Raw genomic sequence first — 16,042 nt, 5'->3', positions numbered from 1 at the left:
ATGAAGCCATCTGTCCGTCTTCATTACACGCATAAGGGGGAGAATCCATATGATCAACCGCATTGTGGTCGTCGGTTCCGGAGTTATGGGCAGAGGCATTGCCTACGTCGGAGCAGTCGGCGGATATTCAGTGACAGTAGTGGACATCAACGAATCCGCTTTGCAAAATGCAAAGCAAGAGATTGACGTTATCTTTGAAAAAGGCCTTTCACGCGGCAAAATTTCAGCAGAAGCAGCTGAAAAAGCACGCGCGAATTTAAATTATGAAAGCGATCTCGCAAAAGCAGCAGGTGCCGCTGATTTAATTATTGAAGCCGTTCCTGAAAAAGCAGCTATTAAAAAACAAGTATTTGAGACGATTGAAGAGCATGCGTCAGAAGAGTGCTTCTTTGCGACAAATACATCCACGATGAGTCCAACAGAAATTGCTTCGTTTGCGAAGCGCCCGGAAAAAACAATCGCGATGCATTTTTTCAATCCGGTACATAAAATGCCTCTCGTCGAAATTATCCGCGGCTTGGAAACGAGCGATGAAACAGCTGAAATCATTAGAGAAGTCGCTATTAAAATGGGCAAAGAAACAGTTGTCATCAATGAATTCCCTGGATTCGTCACGAGCCGGATCAGTGCACTTGTCGGCAACGAAGCGTTCTACATGCTGCAAGAGGGTCTTGGCACACCGGAAGAAATTGATAAAGCCATCAAGCTCGGCTTAAATTATCCGATGGGACCATTTGAACTTGTCGACCTTGTTGGTCTTGACGCCCGGTTGAACAACTTAAAATATTTGCACGAAAAGCTTGGGGAGAAATACCGCCCGGCCCCGCTTCTTGAACAATATGTTAAAGCAGGACGGCTTGGACGTAAAAGCGGCAAAGGTGTGTATGACTATACGAAGAAAGACGAGTTGATTAAAAAATGAGAGAAGTAGTCATTGTAGATGCTGTCCGCACACCTATTGGCAGATATAAAGGAGCATTAAAAGACGTACGTCCGGATGATCTTGGCGCAGTTGTCATTAAAGCACTCGTCGAAAGAAATCCGAATCTTCCGGCAGAAAAAATTGAAGAAGTAATATTCGGCAACGCGAACCAAGCGGGCGAAGACAACCGTAACGTAGCGAGAATGTCCGGGCTGCTCGCAGGCCTTCCTGTTGAAGTCGCAGGCACGACGATTAACCGTCTGTGCGGTTCCGGCCTCGATGCAGTGATGTACGCGGCAAGAGCGATTGCTGTCGGCGAAGGAGATATCTTTATCGCGGGCGGAACAGAAAGCATGACACGTGCGCCGCTCGTTATGGCCAAGCCTGATAAAGATTTCCCGCGCGGCAACATGGAACTGCAAGATACAACAATCGGCTGGCGCTTTACGAATAAAAAGCTGAAAGAAATGTACGGCGTAGATTCTATGCCGCAAACAGCAGAAAACGTTGCCCAGCGTCATAACGTCTCCCGTGAAGACCAAGATCAATTTGCTTTTGAAAGCCAGCAGCGCGCGAAAAAAGCAATGGAAGAAAACCGCTTTGCGGATGAAATCGTTCCAGTTGTATACAAAGACCGGAAAGGCAATGAAATCGTCGTTGACCAAGATGAACATCCACGTCCGGATACGACTCTTGAGAAGCTCGGCAAACTGAAACCGCTGTTTGAAGGCGGCACAGTAACAGCCGGTAACGCATCCGGCGTAAACGATGGTGCTTCAGCATTGCTTCTGATGAGTGCCGAAAAAGCGAAAGAATTAAACTTAAAACCATTAGCGAAATATGTAACGGGTGCAACAGCGGGGCTTGAACCTGCCGTTATGGGACTTGGACCGATTTACGCTTCAAGAAAAGCAATGGAACGCGCCAACCTTACAACAGAGGATCTTGGCCTCGTTGAATTAAATGAAGCGTTCGCTTCCCAGGCGCTTGAGTGCATGCGCCAACTGGAGCTTGATCAGGCAAAAGTAAACGTCAACGGCGGAGCGATTGCTTTCGGCCACCCGCTAGGAGCAAGCGGTGCCCGTATTTTAACGACGCTTCTTTATGAAATGAAAAAGCGCGATGAGAAATACGGTTTGGCGACGATGTGTATCGGCGTCGGCCAAGGAATTGCGGCTATTATTGAAAATGTAAACGAATAATTATTTAAAACAGGCTGTCCTTCAGGCGCCAGCGCTCTTTTCCGAGGAAGAGCAGCGGCAAGTGTTGGACAGCCTTTTGCCATAAAAGGAGAGAGAATCATGTCCACTGTTTTGTATACGAAAGAAAACAATATTGCTTATGTTACAATCAACCGTAAGGAAGCGTTAAACTGTTTTAATTACGATACACTGAAGCAGCTGCAGGAAGTAACCGATGCGATTTCACTGGATCCGGAAGTGAAAGTCGTTATTTTTACTGGAGCAGGCGAGAAAGCTTTCAGCGCCGGCGCCGATTTAAAAGAACGGAAGACGCTGACGGAAACAGAAGTAAGACGAAATGTAAAAGCGATTAGAGACGTGTTCAACAGCATTGCCGCATTGCCACAGCCGACGATTGCCGCAGTAAATGGCTATGCGCTTGGCGGCGGATTCGAACTGATGATTGCCTGCGACTTTCCAATTGCCGCAGAAGGTGTGAAAATGGGGCTGACTGAAACGAGCTGGGCGATCATTCCAGGCGCTGGCGGCACGCAGCGTTTGCCGCGGTTAGTCGGTGAAATGAAGGCGAAGGAATTGATTTTCACAGCGAAGAAATTCACGGCGGAAGAAGGACAGGAGCTTGGCGTTGTCTTGAAGGTAGTGAAGCAGGAAGAGCTCCTTTCTGCTTGTGAACAGCTTGCGGCTGACATTATGAAAAACGGCCCGGTTGCTATTAAACAAGCAAAATACGCGATTACGCAAGGGATGAACACGGACATGCAGACGGGGCTTGCGATTGAGTCAAAAGCGTACGAATTAACGATCCCGACAGAAGACCGCTTAGAGGCGCTGCAAGCATTCAGTGAAAAAAGAAGTCCGCAGTTTTCAGGAAAATAAGTTTGCTTTTTCCAATCTAACGTTATAATAAAAGAAGAGAAAGTACGTGATAGACAGATAAAGAACGAACAGAGAAAGAGTGGGAAGAAATGGCGAACACACAATCAATGATCTTTACGATTTACGGCGATTATATTCGCCATTACGGCAACAAAATTTGGATCGGCAGCTTAATCCGGTTATTAAAGGAATTTGGCCACAACGAGCAGTCGGTGCGCGTGGCCGTTTCCAGAATGGTAAAGCAAGGATGGATTCAGTCCGAAAAAAAGGGGAATAAAAGCTATTATTTCTTGACCCCGCGCGGAGAGGTGCGTATGGAAGAAGCGGCCCGCCGGATTTTTAAATTAATGCCGCACGAATGGGACGGCAAATGGCGTATGCTCATGTATGCGATCCCCGAAGAAAAACGGCAAATTCGTGATGAACTGCGTAAAGAACTTTTATGGAGCGGCTTCGGCAGCTTTTCAAACGGCTGCTGGATTACACCGAACGATCTTGCAAAAGAAGTCAGACTGCTCGTTGAAAGATATGATATCAGTTCATACGTCGATTATTTCTTGGCGGAATACACAGGCCCGAAAGCTGACAAAACGCTCGTCGAAAAAAGCTGGCCGCTCGAAGAAATCGAAGGGAAATATGAAGAGTTTATTTCTATCTACAGCAAGAAATACATCGTTCATCAAAGCACGATGGCAAGCGGACAAATGACCGACGCCGAGTGCTTCGTCGAACGGACGAACCTCGTTCATGAATACCGCAAGTTTCTCTTTACTGATCCTGGCCTGCCGAAAGAACTGCTGCCGGATATGTGGAACGGCAACCATGCGGCGCTCTTGTTCGAACAGTATTACAAGCTGCTCGCTGAACCGGCGAGCCAGTTCTTTGAAGAAGTATTCCGCGAAGACAACGACATGCGCCGCAAAGACAAATCATATGACGCGGCGGATCATCCGCTGATTATTAACTAGAGAACTACAAAAGGCTGCCCCGTAAAAAGGGTGTTCGGCTCGTAAATCTGGTTTACTGGCCAGTAAACGAAAGAGGCTGCCCAAAAGTCGGGCAGCCTCTGTTTATTTTATTTATAGTTGTTTTCATCGGCGAAAATTTCGCGGAATTCGTATCCTTTTTGAACGTAAGAATCAATGGACAGTTGAATGAGTTCCAAGTCTTTTTCAGTTAATTCGCGGACGACTTTTCCCGGCGAGCCGACGACGAGCGAGCGGGGCGGGACTTTTTTGCCGTTTGGAATTAATGTGTTGGCGCCGATGATGCATTCTTCTCCGATCTCCGCATGATCGAGAATCGTCGAGCCCATGCCGATAATTGAGCGTCTGCCGACTTTGCAGCCGTGCAAAATAACGTTGTGCCCGACGGTGACTTCATCTTCAACGACAACGGGTGCGCCTTCATATAAGTGGATCGTCGAGTTGTCTTGAATGCTGCATCTTTTCCCGATCGTAATCGGGCCTTCATCTCCCCGAAGCACGGCGTTAAACCAAATTGTTGATTCTTCCCCGACGTGTACATCGCCAATTAATTGGGCGCTCGGTGCAACAAAAACGGATGAATCCAACTGTGCTTTTTTTCCTTTGTAATTGACAATCATTTCTTCCCCTCCATTAAAATTAACGCAATTGTTTTTCTTTTTCATTTATTATAACATTCTTATTAAGAGGAGGAGAAATCATGAAATACATTTGTGAGAAACTTCAGATAGACTACCCGATCATCCAAGGGGGAATGGGCAACATCAGCAATGCCCAGCTGACAGCTGCGGTGTCAGAAGCGGGCGGTCTCGGCACGATCGGCTGCGGCACGATGACGCCGGATGAAGTAGAAAAAATTATTTTAGAAACAAAACAGCGGACGACTAAAAACTTTGCAGTGAATATCGCGATTAGTGTGTCGCCGTATACGAAAGAATTAATCGAACTCGTCATTAAACATAACATTCCGGTCGTTTCTCTTTCAGCCGGCAATCCGGCGCCGCTCATTCCGGTGCTTCATGAGCATGGCATCACTGTTATTGCGCTGGTCGCTTCTGTGAAGCATGCGCAAAAAGCAGAAGCGGCCGGTGCGGATATTCTCGTGGCGGAAGGATTTGAAGCAGCCGGCATCAATTCCAATTTGGAGCTGACGACGTTTACGCTTATTCCACAAATTGTGAAGCACGTCAATGTCCCGGTGTTGGCAGCCGGCGGCATAGGCGATGGTCATGGTCTTGCGGCCGCGCTCATGCTCGGCGCAAGCGGTGTGCAAATCGGTACGCGGTTAATTGCTACGCAGGAAGCACCATTTCACGAGCGGTACAAGCAAAATCTCGTTGAAGCGGGTGACACGGAAACGATGATCATCGGCCGCAGCGTTGGCCGCGTCAGACGAATTTTAAACACGCCGTACGCGAGAACATTGGACGAGCGGGAAAAAGCAGGCATGACATTGGAGCAATATGCAGAATGGACATCGGAAAAACAACACGTCAAAGGCGCCATCGAAGGCGACATGGAAAATGGCTTCATTAACAGCGGCCAAATTTCCGGACTGATTGACCATATCCCGACTGTGAAAGAATTGCTCGACAGCATGATCACAGAAGCGGGCGGGCAGATCAACCGTACAGCGGCAGAGTTGGAAGCGGTTAAATCAAAAGCCGCAAAATAAAGGAAGTATTTTGCGGTTGCCTGAGAGAGCTGGCTTGTGCTATTATGCAACGGTGAGCCGCTTTCGGACAAAAGTTTTCTTAAAGAAAATTTTACTGGGAAAATGTTTAACGAAGGGCGCCTCAGCTGCGCTCTTTTTTTACTTTCAAAATCCAGTCATTTTTAAAAAATGAAAGTTTTCTAAAAACGCGGTTGACTCAACTATTACCGATTGATAAAATGACGTAAGAATAACGTTATATATTAAGCTTGTAATAGAAAAGAAAAACAATGTAAGCGCTTTCTTTAATGAAAAACTTGTGAGGTGAAGAAATGGAACAAAAAGAACAGTGGTCATCGAAACTCGGTTTTATCTTGGCCGCGGCGGGTTCAGCGATCGGGCTCGGCGCCATTTGGAAGTTTCCATATGTGGCCGGGACAAGCGGAGGAGGCATTTTTCTTTTAATTTTTATTTTGTTTACGCTGCTTGTCGGACTCCCGCTTTTAATTGGGGAATTTATTATTGGAAGAAGTACGCAGAAAGATGCGGTTGAATCTTATAAAGAATTAGCCCCCGGCTCTTCGTGGCATTTGATCGGCCGTCTCGGGATATTTACATGCTTCGTGTTATTATCTTTTTATAGTGTCGTTGGCGGCTGGATTTTAATTTATATTTTCAAAAGTTTCACAGGGGATTTAAGCGGCTTGTCGGAAGCGGAATACGGCGCGCTGTTCGGAGAGACGATTACTGATCCGGTGGTTTCCGTGCTGGCCCAATTTATCTTTATGGTCATCACGATTTACGTCGTATCAAAAGGAGTAACGGCAGGAATAGAGAAGGCAAGCCAGTTTATGATGCCTGCGCTGTTTATTTTATTCCTTTTGATCATTTTCCGCTCCGTGACGCTCGATGGATCAATGGAAGGAATTGAATTTTTCTTAAAGCCTGATTTAGCCAAAATCACATCTGAAACGGTTCTATTTGCGATGGGGCAGTCTTTCTTCGCACTCAGCGTCGGGGTGTCCGTCATGGTTACGTACAGCTCGTACTTATCGAAAAAAGAAAGCATTCCGCAATCGGCTATTTCGATTGTGACAATGAACCTGCTCGTAGCCATTTTGGCTGGCTTGGCGATTTTCCCGGCTGTTTTCGCTTATGGCCTAAAGCCAGATGCCGGTCCGGTATTATTATTCAACGTCTTGCCGACAGTCTTTAACCAGATCCCATTTGGAGTCATATTTTTAATCGCCTTTTTAGTACTGTTCCTGTTTGCAACTTTAACATCGGCTTTCTCGATGCTCGAAATTATCGTAGCGGTTCTATCCAAAGGAAACGACAGTAAACGTATGAAATTCTCGTGGATCATCGGATTGCTCATCTTTCTTGTCGGCGTTCCTTCCGCCTTGTCATTCGGCGTATTAAGTGACGTAACGATCTTTAATAAATCCATTTTTGATGCAGCCGACTTCCTTGTCAGCAATATGTTAATGCCGCTTGGCGCACTGTTGATTGCCATTTTCGTTCCGATGAAAATTTCCAAGCAAAGATTAATAGAAGAGATTTCCGAAGGGTCATCGATTGGCAAAAAGATCTTTGCTGCCTGGTTTCTATTAATTAAGTATTTCGCGCCAGTCATTATCGTGATCGTTTTCTTAGATGTGCTCGGTATTCTTTAAGGTACAGGAAGTATTCTTTATTTTTTCACGAATACAATGTAGTAATATATTGAAAATGTCCGGGATTGCCTTTCTTTAAAGAAAAGCTTCCCGGTTTTTGAAAATATATGGGTAAATCGGTTAATTAATAAAGGCTCTTTTCTAAGAGATTGTTGCTTTTAAAACGAAAACTGTTGAAGGTTGATTGAAGCAGAAGTGCGAGACTCCTGCGGGAATAGCTGGACAGGTGAGACCCCACAGGCGTTTACGCCGAGGAGGCTCACCGCCCGCCCCGCGGAAAGCGAGCAACTGGAGCGGAAATCAACCACACCACACTACTTGGTAAATAGCAACAAAGTTTGCAAAAACAGCCTTAATAAAAGAGTTTGAAGGTGAGAGTATGGATCATACAGATATTCAACTGCTAAAAATTCTTCAAGAAGACGGAAGAATCACATTAAGTGATTTATCAAAAAAACTATCTCTTAGCCGGCCTAGCGTGGCAGAGCGATTCACTAGACTTATGGAAAAAGGGATTATAGATAAAGTAAGTGCACAAGTATCTCCAGCTGCTGTTGGTCGTCATATTCTTTTATTCATTCAAGTAAGTGAGGTAAGTGTTCCTTATGATGAATTCGAGAAAATGGCTTATGAGCATCCTGATATTATTGAATGTCACCGATTGACTGGGACGGTTAATTATTTAATGAAAGCAGCCGTAAATGACATGGAACACTTAAATAAGCTCATTGATTATTTGATCCAATTCGGTATTATTCATACGTCTATCGTGTTAAAATCCCCTGTTTCAGAGAAAATTATTTTGCCAACCGATGAAAAACATAAATGGCCTTCACTATAAATAAACCTCTGTTTAGAGGTTTATTTTTTTATGCAATTAAGTGCAGACACTAAGAAATGAAAGCGCTTTACAAAGTGGAGGCAACACGCGAAAATCTATACAAAAAGTAAAGACAGATCGGAAAACTCAACCACTTTGGTATATGTATTTTTTGTTTAGCCTTTTATAATTAAGGTAGAAGAAATCCCTTTAAATAAGGAATGGTCGATATTAAACGTAATTGCTTTAAAGGTCTTTGTTATTTTTTGAAAGGGCTTACAAAAATGAAGATCAGCAATGAGGGGGAACAAAAATGAGTTTAGTAGAAAAAAAATCAATCACAGAAGAGTTCGTTCTATTCGATAAAATGTCTGAACATGAACAAGTCGTCTTTTGCAACGACCCGGCGACAGGTTTGCGGGCGATCATCGCCATTCATGATACAACGCTCGGCCCGGCGCTTGGCGGCTGCCGTATGCAGCCTTACAACAGCCTTGATGAAGCATTGGAGGACGCACTTCGCCTATCGAAAGGGATGAGCTACAAGTGTGCCGCATCCGATGTTGATTTCGGCGGCGGGAAAGCAGTTATCATCGGTGATCCGCGCACAGACAAATCACCCGAACTGTTCCGCGCGTTCGGCCAGTTCGTTGATTCTCTCGGCGGCCGTTTTTACACGGGGACAGACATGGGGACAACGATGGATGATTTTATTCACGCCATGAAAGAAACGAACCGTATTGTTGGTGTTCCGGAAGCTTATGGCGGCGGTGGAGATTCCTCGATTCCAACAGCAATGGGCGTTCTGTACGGCATTAAAGCAACGAACAGAATGCTGTTTGGCAAAGATGGTTTATCGGGCGTCACTTACGCGATTCAAGGTCTTGGCAAAGTTGGTTACAAAGTGGCGGAGGGGCTGCTTGAAGAAGGGGCGGACTTGTTCGTCACAGATATTAATGAAGAAAGCTTGCATGCGATCCAGGAAAAAGCAAAAACAACGTCCGGGTCCGTGACAGTTGTCGCGAGCGATGACATTTACTCTCAGGAAGCAGACATCTTCGTCCCGTGCGCCTTTGGCGGCGTTGTCAACGATGACACAATCAAGCAGTTTAAAGTGAAAGCGATTGCAGGTTCAGCGAACAACCAGCTTCTAACGGAAGACCACGGCAGACAGCTGTCTGAAAAAGGCATCTTGCACGCACCGGATTACATCATTAATTCCGGCGGGCTCATCCAAGTGGCTGATGAACTATACGGTGTGAATAAAGAAAGAGTGCTGGCGAAAACGAAGCATATTTACGATTCGATTTTAGAAGTGTACCAGCAGGCGGAGCTTGACCGGGTGACGACGATGGAAGCAGCGAATAAAATGTGCGAGAAAAGAATGGCCGACAGAGGCAGAAGAAACAGCTTTTATACTTCTTCAATGAAGCCGAAGTGGGATATTCGCAACTAATTACGCTTGGGGGGGAAGATCATGAAGACTCAATACCCAATGAAAAAAGTGATCGACGACGAAGGAAATTTAATCGATTCTTCTTATAAAGACAAAATTGACGAGCAGCTTGTTCGTGATTTTTATTACCATATGACGAGAATTAGAACGTTCGACAGAAAAGCAATCAGCCTGCAGCGCCAAGGACGGCTCGGCACGTATGCACCGTTTGAAGGACAGGAAGCGTCCCAAGTTGGCAGTGCTCTCTCTCTCGGAGCGGATGACTGGGTGTTCCCGACATACCGCGACCACGGTGCAACTTTGACATACGGTGCCGACATGATAAGAACATATTTGTACTGGAACGGCCGGGTGGAAGGCTGCGTGCCGCCGGAAGGGAAAAAGATTTTTCCGCCCGCAGTGCCGATTGCGACACAAATTCCGCAGGCGGCAGGAGCGGCCTGGGCGGAAAAGCGTAAAGGCACGAACAATGCAGCGATCGCTTTCTTCGGAGACGGCGCCACATCAGAAGGCGATTTTCACGAAGGACTAAACTTCGCGAGTATTTTTAAAGCACCGGTTGTCTTTTTTAACCAAAATAACGGCTATGCGATTTCTGTACCGATTGAAAAACAAATGAACTCGGAAACGATTGCCCAAAAATCAGTCGCTTACGGCATACCGGGTGTACGCATCGATGGCAATGACTGTTTCGCGGTGTACTTTGAAACGAAAAAAGCGTTTGACTATGCCCGCAGCGGCAACGGCCCGACGCTTATTGAAGCCGTTACATGGCGCACAGGCGCACACACGACAGCGGACGATCCGTCGAAATACCGTCCGGAAGATCAAGGAAAAGACGTAGTCGATCCGCTCCTTCGTCTGGAACGATTCATGAAAAACTACGGCTGCTGGGACGAAGCGTGGGTCGCTGATATCCAGGAACAATTGAAAGAAGAAGTGGAAGCAGCTGTCGAAGCGATGGAAAAATTCCCGAAAGCGAACGTCGAAGATTTATTCGATCACGTGTTTGCAGAATTGCCGGCTCAGCTCGCTGACCAGAAAGAATCATATCTTGCGCATTTGAGGGGGGAGTAAGATGGCAATGGAAATAAGAGATATACCGCAAACAAAAGAAACCACTCAATTGTTAACGATGGTGCAGGCAGTCAATGACGGCATGAAAACGATGCTTGAATTAGATGAAAAGACACTGATTCTCGGAGAAGACATCGGGAAAAACGGCGGAGTGTTCCGCGCCACAGAAGGATTGCAGGAACGATTCGGCGCAGACCGCGTGATTGATACACCGCTTTCAGAAGCGGGCATTATTGGCACGTCGATCGGCCTTGCCGTTAACGGTTTCAAACCGGTAGCAGAAATGCAGTTTCTCGGCTTCATTTATCCCGCTTACGAGCAAATTATGACGCACGTGTCCCGCATTCGCATGAGAACGATGGGGCATTTCACCGTGCCGATGGTCATCCGGGCGCCGTACGGAGCAGGCATCCGCGCGCCGGAAGTACACTCCGACAGCACAGAAGCATTGTTCACTCATATGCCGGGGCTGAAAGTCGTTTGCCCGTCCAGTCCGTATGATGCGAAAGGCTTACTGATCGCGGCGATGGAAGATCCGGATCCAGTATTGTTTTTAGAAACGATGAGAAATTACCGCGCAAAACGGGAAGATGTCCCGGCTGGTAAATACACTGTTGAAATCGGTAAAGGGAAAAAAGTAAAAGAAGGAACAGACGTCACACTCATTGCCTGGGGCGCGATGATTCCAGTCGTTGAAAAAGCGGCAGAACAGGCAGAGAAAAAAGGCATCAGCTGCGAAATCATTGATTTGCGGACGCTGTATCCGCTTGACCGCGACATCATCGCTGAATCTGTGCAAAAAACAGGCAGAGCCGTCATCGTGCACGAAGCACATTCCACAGGCGGTCTCGGCAACGATATCGTATCAATTATTAATGACACCTCTTTCTTATACTTGCGGGCGCCGATCGAGAGAGTGACAGGCTTTGACGTGCCAGTGCCGCTGTTCGCTTTAGAAGATCACTATTTACCGACGCCGGCGCGCGTTGTGCAAGGCATCGAAAAAGTTGTTCATTTTTAAAGGTCCAGCTCCAGCACCTAGCCCCTCGAGGTCAAATAACCTTACCCCAATGAAGTCAAAGAACGACTTCTTTATAGAAAAGAGGAAGGCGCTCGATTAGCGTGATAGCGGATTTATAGCTCTTGACGAGGAGGCGCTTTTCAGACTCCGACAGAGAGAGCGAAATCCGCGTACACGCTAGCGCCTGCAACTAGACATTGGGATAAGAACATTTGCTTGTCGGGGCTGACCGAGGTGCTTGCGCTTTTCTAAATGTCTAGCTCCAGCACCTAGCCTCTCGAGGTCAAATAACCTTTCACCAATGAAGTCAAAGAACGACTTCTTTGGTGAAAGAACATTTGCTTGTCGAGGCCGATCAAGGTGCTTGAGCTTTTCTATAAAGGGGGAAATGATGTGTTGGAAGTGAAGCTGCATGATATCGGGGAAGGAATGACCGAAGGGGAAATTCTCCATTACCTTGTGAAAAAAGGGGACCGGGTAACAGCAGACCAGCCACTTGTAGAAGTGCAGACTGACAAAATGGTCGCCGAGCTGCCTTCGCCGGGCACTGGGACGATTAAAGAAATTGTCGTTGATACAGGTACAACTGTTCAAGTCGGTACGACGCTGCTTTATATTGAAGCGGAAGGCGGCGCGGCAGCAAGCGAAGACGAGCCGAAACGAAATGAACAAGTGAAAACAGAAGCGGCAGCTGAAAAGAAAACAGTGAAAAGAGCATTTGCTTCTTCTTTTAACCGCGTGCTGGCCACGCCGTTTACACGCAAAATTGCCCGTGACAACAATATCGATATTGAAGATGTGACGCCAATGGACCCGTCCGGACGAGTGACGGAAGAAGATGTGTACCGTTTCTTACGAGGTGAACAAGAGCCGCAGGCAGACACAGCCGTACCGGAAAAACAAGCGGTGAGTGATGAACGGGCTTTGAGACAAACAGCTGCGCCGGACGAAATTCCGTTCCGAGGCATGCGCAAGCAAATTGCAAAAAAGATGACGAAATCCTTGTTTACGATTCCACACGTCACTCATTTTGAAGAAGTAAATATGACGAACTTGCTGAAGCTGCGTGAAGAATTGAAAGCGGCAGGTGTCTCTGTCTCTGTGCCGGCATTTTTCGTGAAAGCGCTCGTAATTGCGCTGAAAGACTTTCCGGTGTTCAATGCGGAACTCGATGAAGAAAACGATAAAATTTTACTGAAGAAAGAGTATCACATCGGCCTTGCGACAGATACAGAAGACGGCTTGATAGTACCGGTTGTGCATGATGCTGATAAAAAATCGATCAAAGAGATTCATAACGACATGAAACGATTGAATGAAAAAGCAAAAAATGGCGAGCTGAAACCGGCTGATATTCGAAATAGTACGTTCACGATCAGCAACGTCGGCCCGCTCGGCAGCATCGGCGCGACACCGATCATTAACTATCCAGAAACGGCGCTCGTCGCGTTTCATAAAACGAAAAAAAGGCCGATCGTCAATGAAAACGATGAAATTGTCATCGGTCATGTGATGACGCTGTCGATGTCATTTGACCACCGCGTCGCTGACGGTGCGACCGCTGTCGCGTTTACGAACCGGTTTGCGAGTTTAATTGAACAGCCGAACAAACTGATGCTGGAGATGATATAAATGGTTGTTGGGGAAATCAGTCAAGAAAGAGAGCTTGTAATCATCGGCGGCGGCCCGGGCGGCTACAGTGCAGCCATCCGGGCCGCGCAGCTCGGCTTGCCGGTTACATTGATTGAACAGGCCGATCTTGGCGGCGTCTGCTTAAATAAAGGGTGCATTCCGTCCAAAGTATTTACATACGCGGCCAAGAAAAAGTCGGAAATGAGCCACTTACAGGAACTCGGTTTGCCTGCTGTGGAAGGCACGTTCAATTTAGGACAGCTTGTTTCGTACAAAGCGAAAGTGACCGAGCAGCTCAGAAAAGGCGTCGAATCCCTTTGCAAAGCGAATAAAGTTGAAGTTATCCAAGGAAAAGCCGGTTTTATCGCGGAAGACCGCATCGGCGTTGAAAATGGCCACCAGTTTGATATTTACGTTTTTAAACAGGCGATTATTGCGACAGGAAGCTCACCGGTATGGCCGAAAGGAATGCTGGCAGGAAGCAGCCGCGTCTTGTTGTCGCATGAAATTTTTAGCTTAACAGACATGCCGAAGCATTTACTCGTCTACGGCAACGATTATATTTCACTTGAAGTGGCGACAAGCTTCGCCGCGCTCGGTGCACAAGTAAGTGTGCTGCTTGAAAACACAGCCGATTTTCCGTTTGATGAATCGGTCAATAAAGAACTGAACCGCCTGTTGAAAAAGAAAAAAATTCAAGTAGTTAAAGAGGCTTCGATCCAATCCGCTGAAGAAACAGCGAATGGCGTTCATGTAACCGTTCGTGCCGGCGGAAAAGAGGAATCGCTCGAAGGCACTCATTTGTTTGCCGCAGGCAGCAGAAGGCCGAATGTGAAAGAACTTGGCATCGACCGGTTCGGAGTGGAGCAAACAGATGAAGGTTTTATTCAGGTGAATGGAAACATGCAGTCATCCGTTCCATCCATCTATGCAATCGGCGATGTCACGGAAGGTCCGCTCCTTGCCGTGAAAGCGATCAAGCAAGGAAAAGCGGCCGCAGAAGCAATATTCGGCGGGAAACCGGAAGTGGATTTGACGTTCGTGCCGGCTATTGCCCATACGATTCCGCCTATCGCTTCTGCCGGTCTCACAGAAAAACAAGCGCGTGACCTTGGCATGGACATCCGCGTCAGCCAGTTTGCGCTCGGCAGCAACGGCTACGCAATGATTTCCGGCAAAAAAGACGGCTTCGTCAAAGTCATTTCCGATGCGTCGAATGATATCATCACCGGCATTCACATGATCGGTGAAGGAGCGGTCGAGCTGTCGGGTACATTCGTGCAGCTGCTCGAAATGGCCGCGAAAGAAGAAGACGTGAAATTCCCATCCTATGCCCACCCAAGCTTTAACGAAGGCTTGCTCGAAGCCGTCGAAGGCTTAATCGGCCAGGCGATTCACGTTGCTCCGAAGAAAAGGAAAGAAATAAAAGCGACATGACAGGCGGCTGTCCCAAGTGCAGGGGCAGCCGCTTTTTTTAGTAGACAGAAATGATGAACAACGTGTAGGGATCGTGAACAAAGCTACCAAACTGATGAACAACAAATAGAGGGACCTGGCAGTTTTTCGATTGTGCGCGAGTTATTGGGATTTGTGCACGAGTAACACGAATTTCTGCACGCCGGTACCCGGTTTGTGCGCGAGAACCTTCGGAATATGCACGCCGCCCAGGATCAAACAAATTTTTTCGGAATGAGATGCAAAAAAACGGCATATCTTATAGAATAAAATAAACGCGGACTATAAGTTTGTCCATTTTCAGCTTTCCGGACAAATAGACTCGTTTTAATTGAAAGACAAAAATAAAACAAGGCAGGTATCCTTATGAAAACGGCAATTGTAACGGATAGTACAAGCTATCTTCCGAAAGAATTGCGCGACCAGTTAAACATACATATGATCCCGTTAAGCGTCGTAATGGGACAGGAAACATACAGAGAAGAGCTGGATATTACAACGGAAGAATTTTATGAAGCCGTGCGCACAGCAGAAAAGCTGCCGACGACTTCGCAGCCGCCGATCGGCGAATTTGTGAAGCTGTATGAACAGCTGGCAAAAGACTATGACGCCGTCGTCGGTGTGTATTTATCGAGCGGCATCAGTGGCACGTATCAAACGTCCGTCGCAGCAGCGGATCTCGTGGAAGGTTTCACGGTCCGCTCGTTTGACTCGGAAATCAGCAGCGCGCCGCAAGCATTTTACGTGCTGCGGGCGGCAGAACTCGCCAATGAAGGCAAAGGGCCGGACGAAATCATGGCGGAGCTGGAAGCGATGCGGCCATATGTCAAAGCGTATTTCGTCGTTGATGACTTGAACCACTTAAAGCGCGGCGGGCGGTTAAGCGGTACCCAGGCATTGATTGGCGGCTTGCTGCAAGTGAAGCCGCTCCTGAACTTTGTCGATAAAAAGGTCGCGCCGTTTGAAAAAATCCGCACGAGTAAAAAAGCACTGAAGCGGGTAGCAGACTTATTCGCGGAGGATTACGAAAAAGGCGAACCGCTCGAAGCGGTCGTGATTCACGCCAACCGCGAGCAGGAAGCCCGCCAGTGGATGGTCGAGCTGAAGGAACGCTTTCCAGATGCAAAACTCGGCATCAGCCAATTCGGCCCCGTCATCGGCACCCACCTCGGTGAAGGAGCGTTCGGGTTTGGCTGGTCGAAACAGCGGGATTGATCGTTCGGTTTGGAAATGGATTGTTTTGGTTAATAAAAGAGTGGAATCGG

14 protein-coding genes are annotated in these 16,042 nt (G+C 47.2%); 13 read left to right on the top strand and 1 reads right to left on the bottom strand.

Annotated elements, in window-relative coordinates; genetic code table 11:
- The first annotated feature begins 49 nt into the window (after positions 1-49).
- The 4 genes from F9802_RS10305 to paaX all read left to right on the top strand — a co-directional run bounded on the left by F9802_RS10305 (position 50) and on the right by paaX (position 3,968).
- The gene (locus tag F9802_RS10305; RefSeq protein WP_152151612.1) at positions 50-922 is read left to right on the top strand and encodes a 3-hydroxyacyl-CoA dehydrogenase; all 873 of its coding nucleotides are present in this window, start codon (positions 50-52) and stop codon (positions 920-922) included.
- A complete protein-coding gene (locus F9802_RS10300) occupies positions 919-2,124 on the top strand; it encodes a 3-oxoadipyl-CoA thiolase (RefSeq protein ID WP_152151610.1) in 1,206 nt (401 codons plus the stop codon). The genes F9802_RS10305 and F9802_RS10300 overlap by 4 nt, the downstream gene beginning before the upstream one ends.
- 99 nt (positions 2,125-2,223) lie before the next feature.
- On the top strand, positions 2,224-3,000 hold the full coding sequence (locus tag F9802_RS10295; RefSeq protein WP_152151608.1) for an enoyl-CoA hydratase-related protein: 777 nt from the start codon (positions 2,224-2,226) through the stop codon (positions 2,998-3,000).
- An 89-nt stretch (positions 3,001-3,089) separates the two neighbouring features.
- Positions 3,090-3,968, top strand: a complete 879-nt coding sequence (gene paaX / locus F9802_RS10290) for a phenylacetic acid degradation operon negative regulatory protein PaaX (protein WP_152151606.1) — start codon at positions 3,090-3,092, stop codon at positions 3,966-3,968.
- Positions 3,969-4,075: 107 nt separating this feature from the next.
- Here paaX and F9802_RS10285 read toward each other — a convergent pair whose 3' ends face one another.
- Positions 4,076-4,606, bottom strand: coding sequence for a gamma carbonic anhydrase family protein (locus F9802_RS10285; protein WP_152151604.1), 531 nt, complete (start codon positions 4,604-4,606; stop codon positions 4,076-4,078).
- An 80-nt stretch (positions 4,607-4,686) separates the two neighbouring features.
- Between F9802_RS10285 and F9802_RS10280 the strand changes: the two genes are divergently transcribed.
- The 9 genes from F9802_RS10280 to F9802_RS10235 all read left to right on the top strand — a co-directional run bounded on the left by F9802_RS10280 (position 4,687) and on the right by F9802_RS10235 (position 15,992).
- Entirely contained in the window at positions 4,687-5,661 is a 975-nt protein-coding gene (locus F9802_RS10280; RefSeq protein WP_152151602.1) for an NAD(P)H-dependent flavin oxidoreductase, read from the top strand.
- Between the two features lie 311 nt (positions 5,662-5,972).
- Positions 5,973-7,316: a sodium-dependent transporter gene (locus F9802_RS10275; protein ID WP_152151600.1), complete on the top strand. Its 1,344-nt coding sequence runs from the start codon at positions 5,973-5,975 to the stop codon at positions 7,314-7,316.
- Positions 7,317-7,695: 379 nt separating this feature from the next.
- Positions 7,696-8,157: an Lrp/AsnC family transcriptional regulator gene (locus F9802_RS10265; protein ID WP_152151595.1), complete on the top strand. Its 462-nt coding sequence runs from the start codon at positions 7,696-7,698 to the stop codon at positions 8,155-8,157.
- 292 nt (positions 8,158-8,449) lie between these two features.
- Positions 8,450-9,592: a Leu/Phe/Val dehydrogenase gene (locus F9802_RS10260; RefSeq protein WP_152151593.1), complete on the top strand. Its 1,143-nt coding sequence runs from the start codon at positions 8,450-8,452 to the stop codon at positions 9,590-9,592.
- A 21-nt stretch (positions 9,593-9,613) separates the two neighbouring features.
- Positions 9,614-10,669 carry a pyruvate dehydrogenase (acetyl-transferring) E1 component subunit alpha gene (gene pdhA / locus F9802_RS10255; protein ID WP_152151591.1) on the top strand — a complete coding sequence of 352 codons (1,056 nt, stop codon included), beginning with the start codon at positions 9,614-9,616 and terminating at the stop codon, positions 10,667-10,669.
- A 1-nt stretch (position 10,670) separates the two neighbouring features.
- On the top strand, positions 10,671-11,690 hold the full coding sequence (locus tag F9802_RS10250; RefSeq protein ID WP_152151589.1) for an alpha-ketoacid dehydrogenase subunit beta: 1,020 nt from the start codon (positions 10,671-10,673) through the stop codon (positions 11,688-11,690).
- Between the two features lie 393 nt (positions 11,691-12,083).
- Positions 12,084-13,322 carry a dihydrolipoamide acetyltransferase family protein gene (locus F9802_RS10245; protein WP_152151587.1) on the top strand — a complete coding sequence of 413 codons (1,239 nt, stop codon included), beginning with the start codon at positions 12,084-12,086 and terminating at the stop codon, positions 13,320-13,322.
- Positions 13,323-14,759, top strand: coding sequence for a dihydrolipoyl dehydrogenase (lpdA, locus tag F9802_RS10240; RefSeq protein WP_152151585.1), 1,437 nt, complete (start codon positions 13,323-13,325; stop codon positions 14,757-14,759). It begins immediately after the preceding gene.
- A 384-nt stretch (positions 14,760-15,143) separates the two neighbouring features.
- Positions 15,144-15,992, top strand: coding sequence for a DegV family protein (locus F9802_RS10235; RefSeq protein WP_152151583.1), 849 nt, complete (start codon positions 15,144-15,146; stop codon positions 15,990-15,992).
- Positions 15,993-16,042: the final 50 nt, after the last annotated feature.

The sequence above is a fragment of the Bacillus aerolatus genome, assembly GCF_009183655.1.
Classification (GTDB): domain Bacteria; phylum Bacillota; class Bacilli; order Bacillales; family Domibacillaceae; genus Pseudobacillus; species Pseudobacillus aerolatus.
The sequence above is the reverse complement of the archived record's forward strand: the minus strand, read 5'-3'. Positions and strand labels throughout refer to the sequence as shown.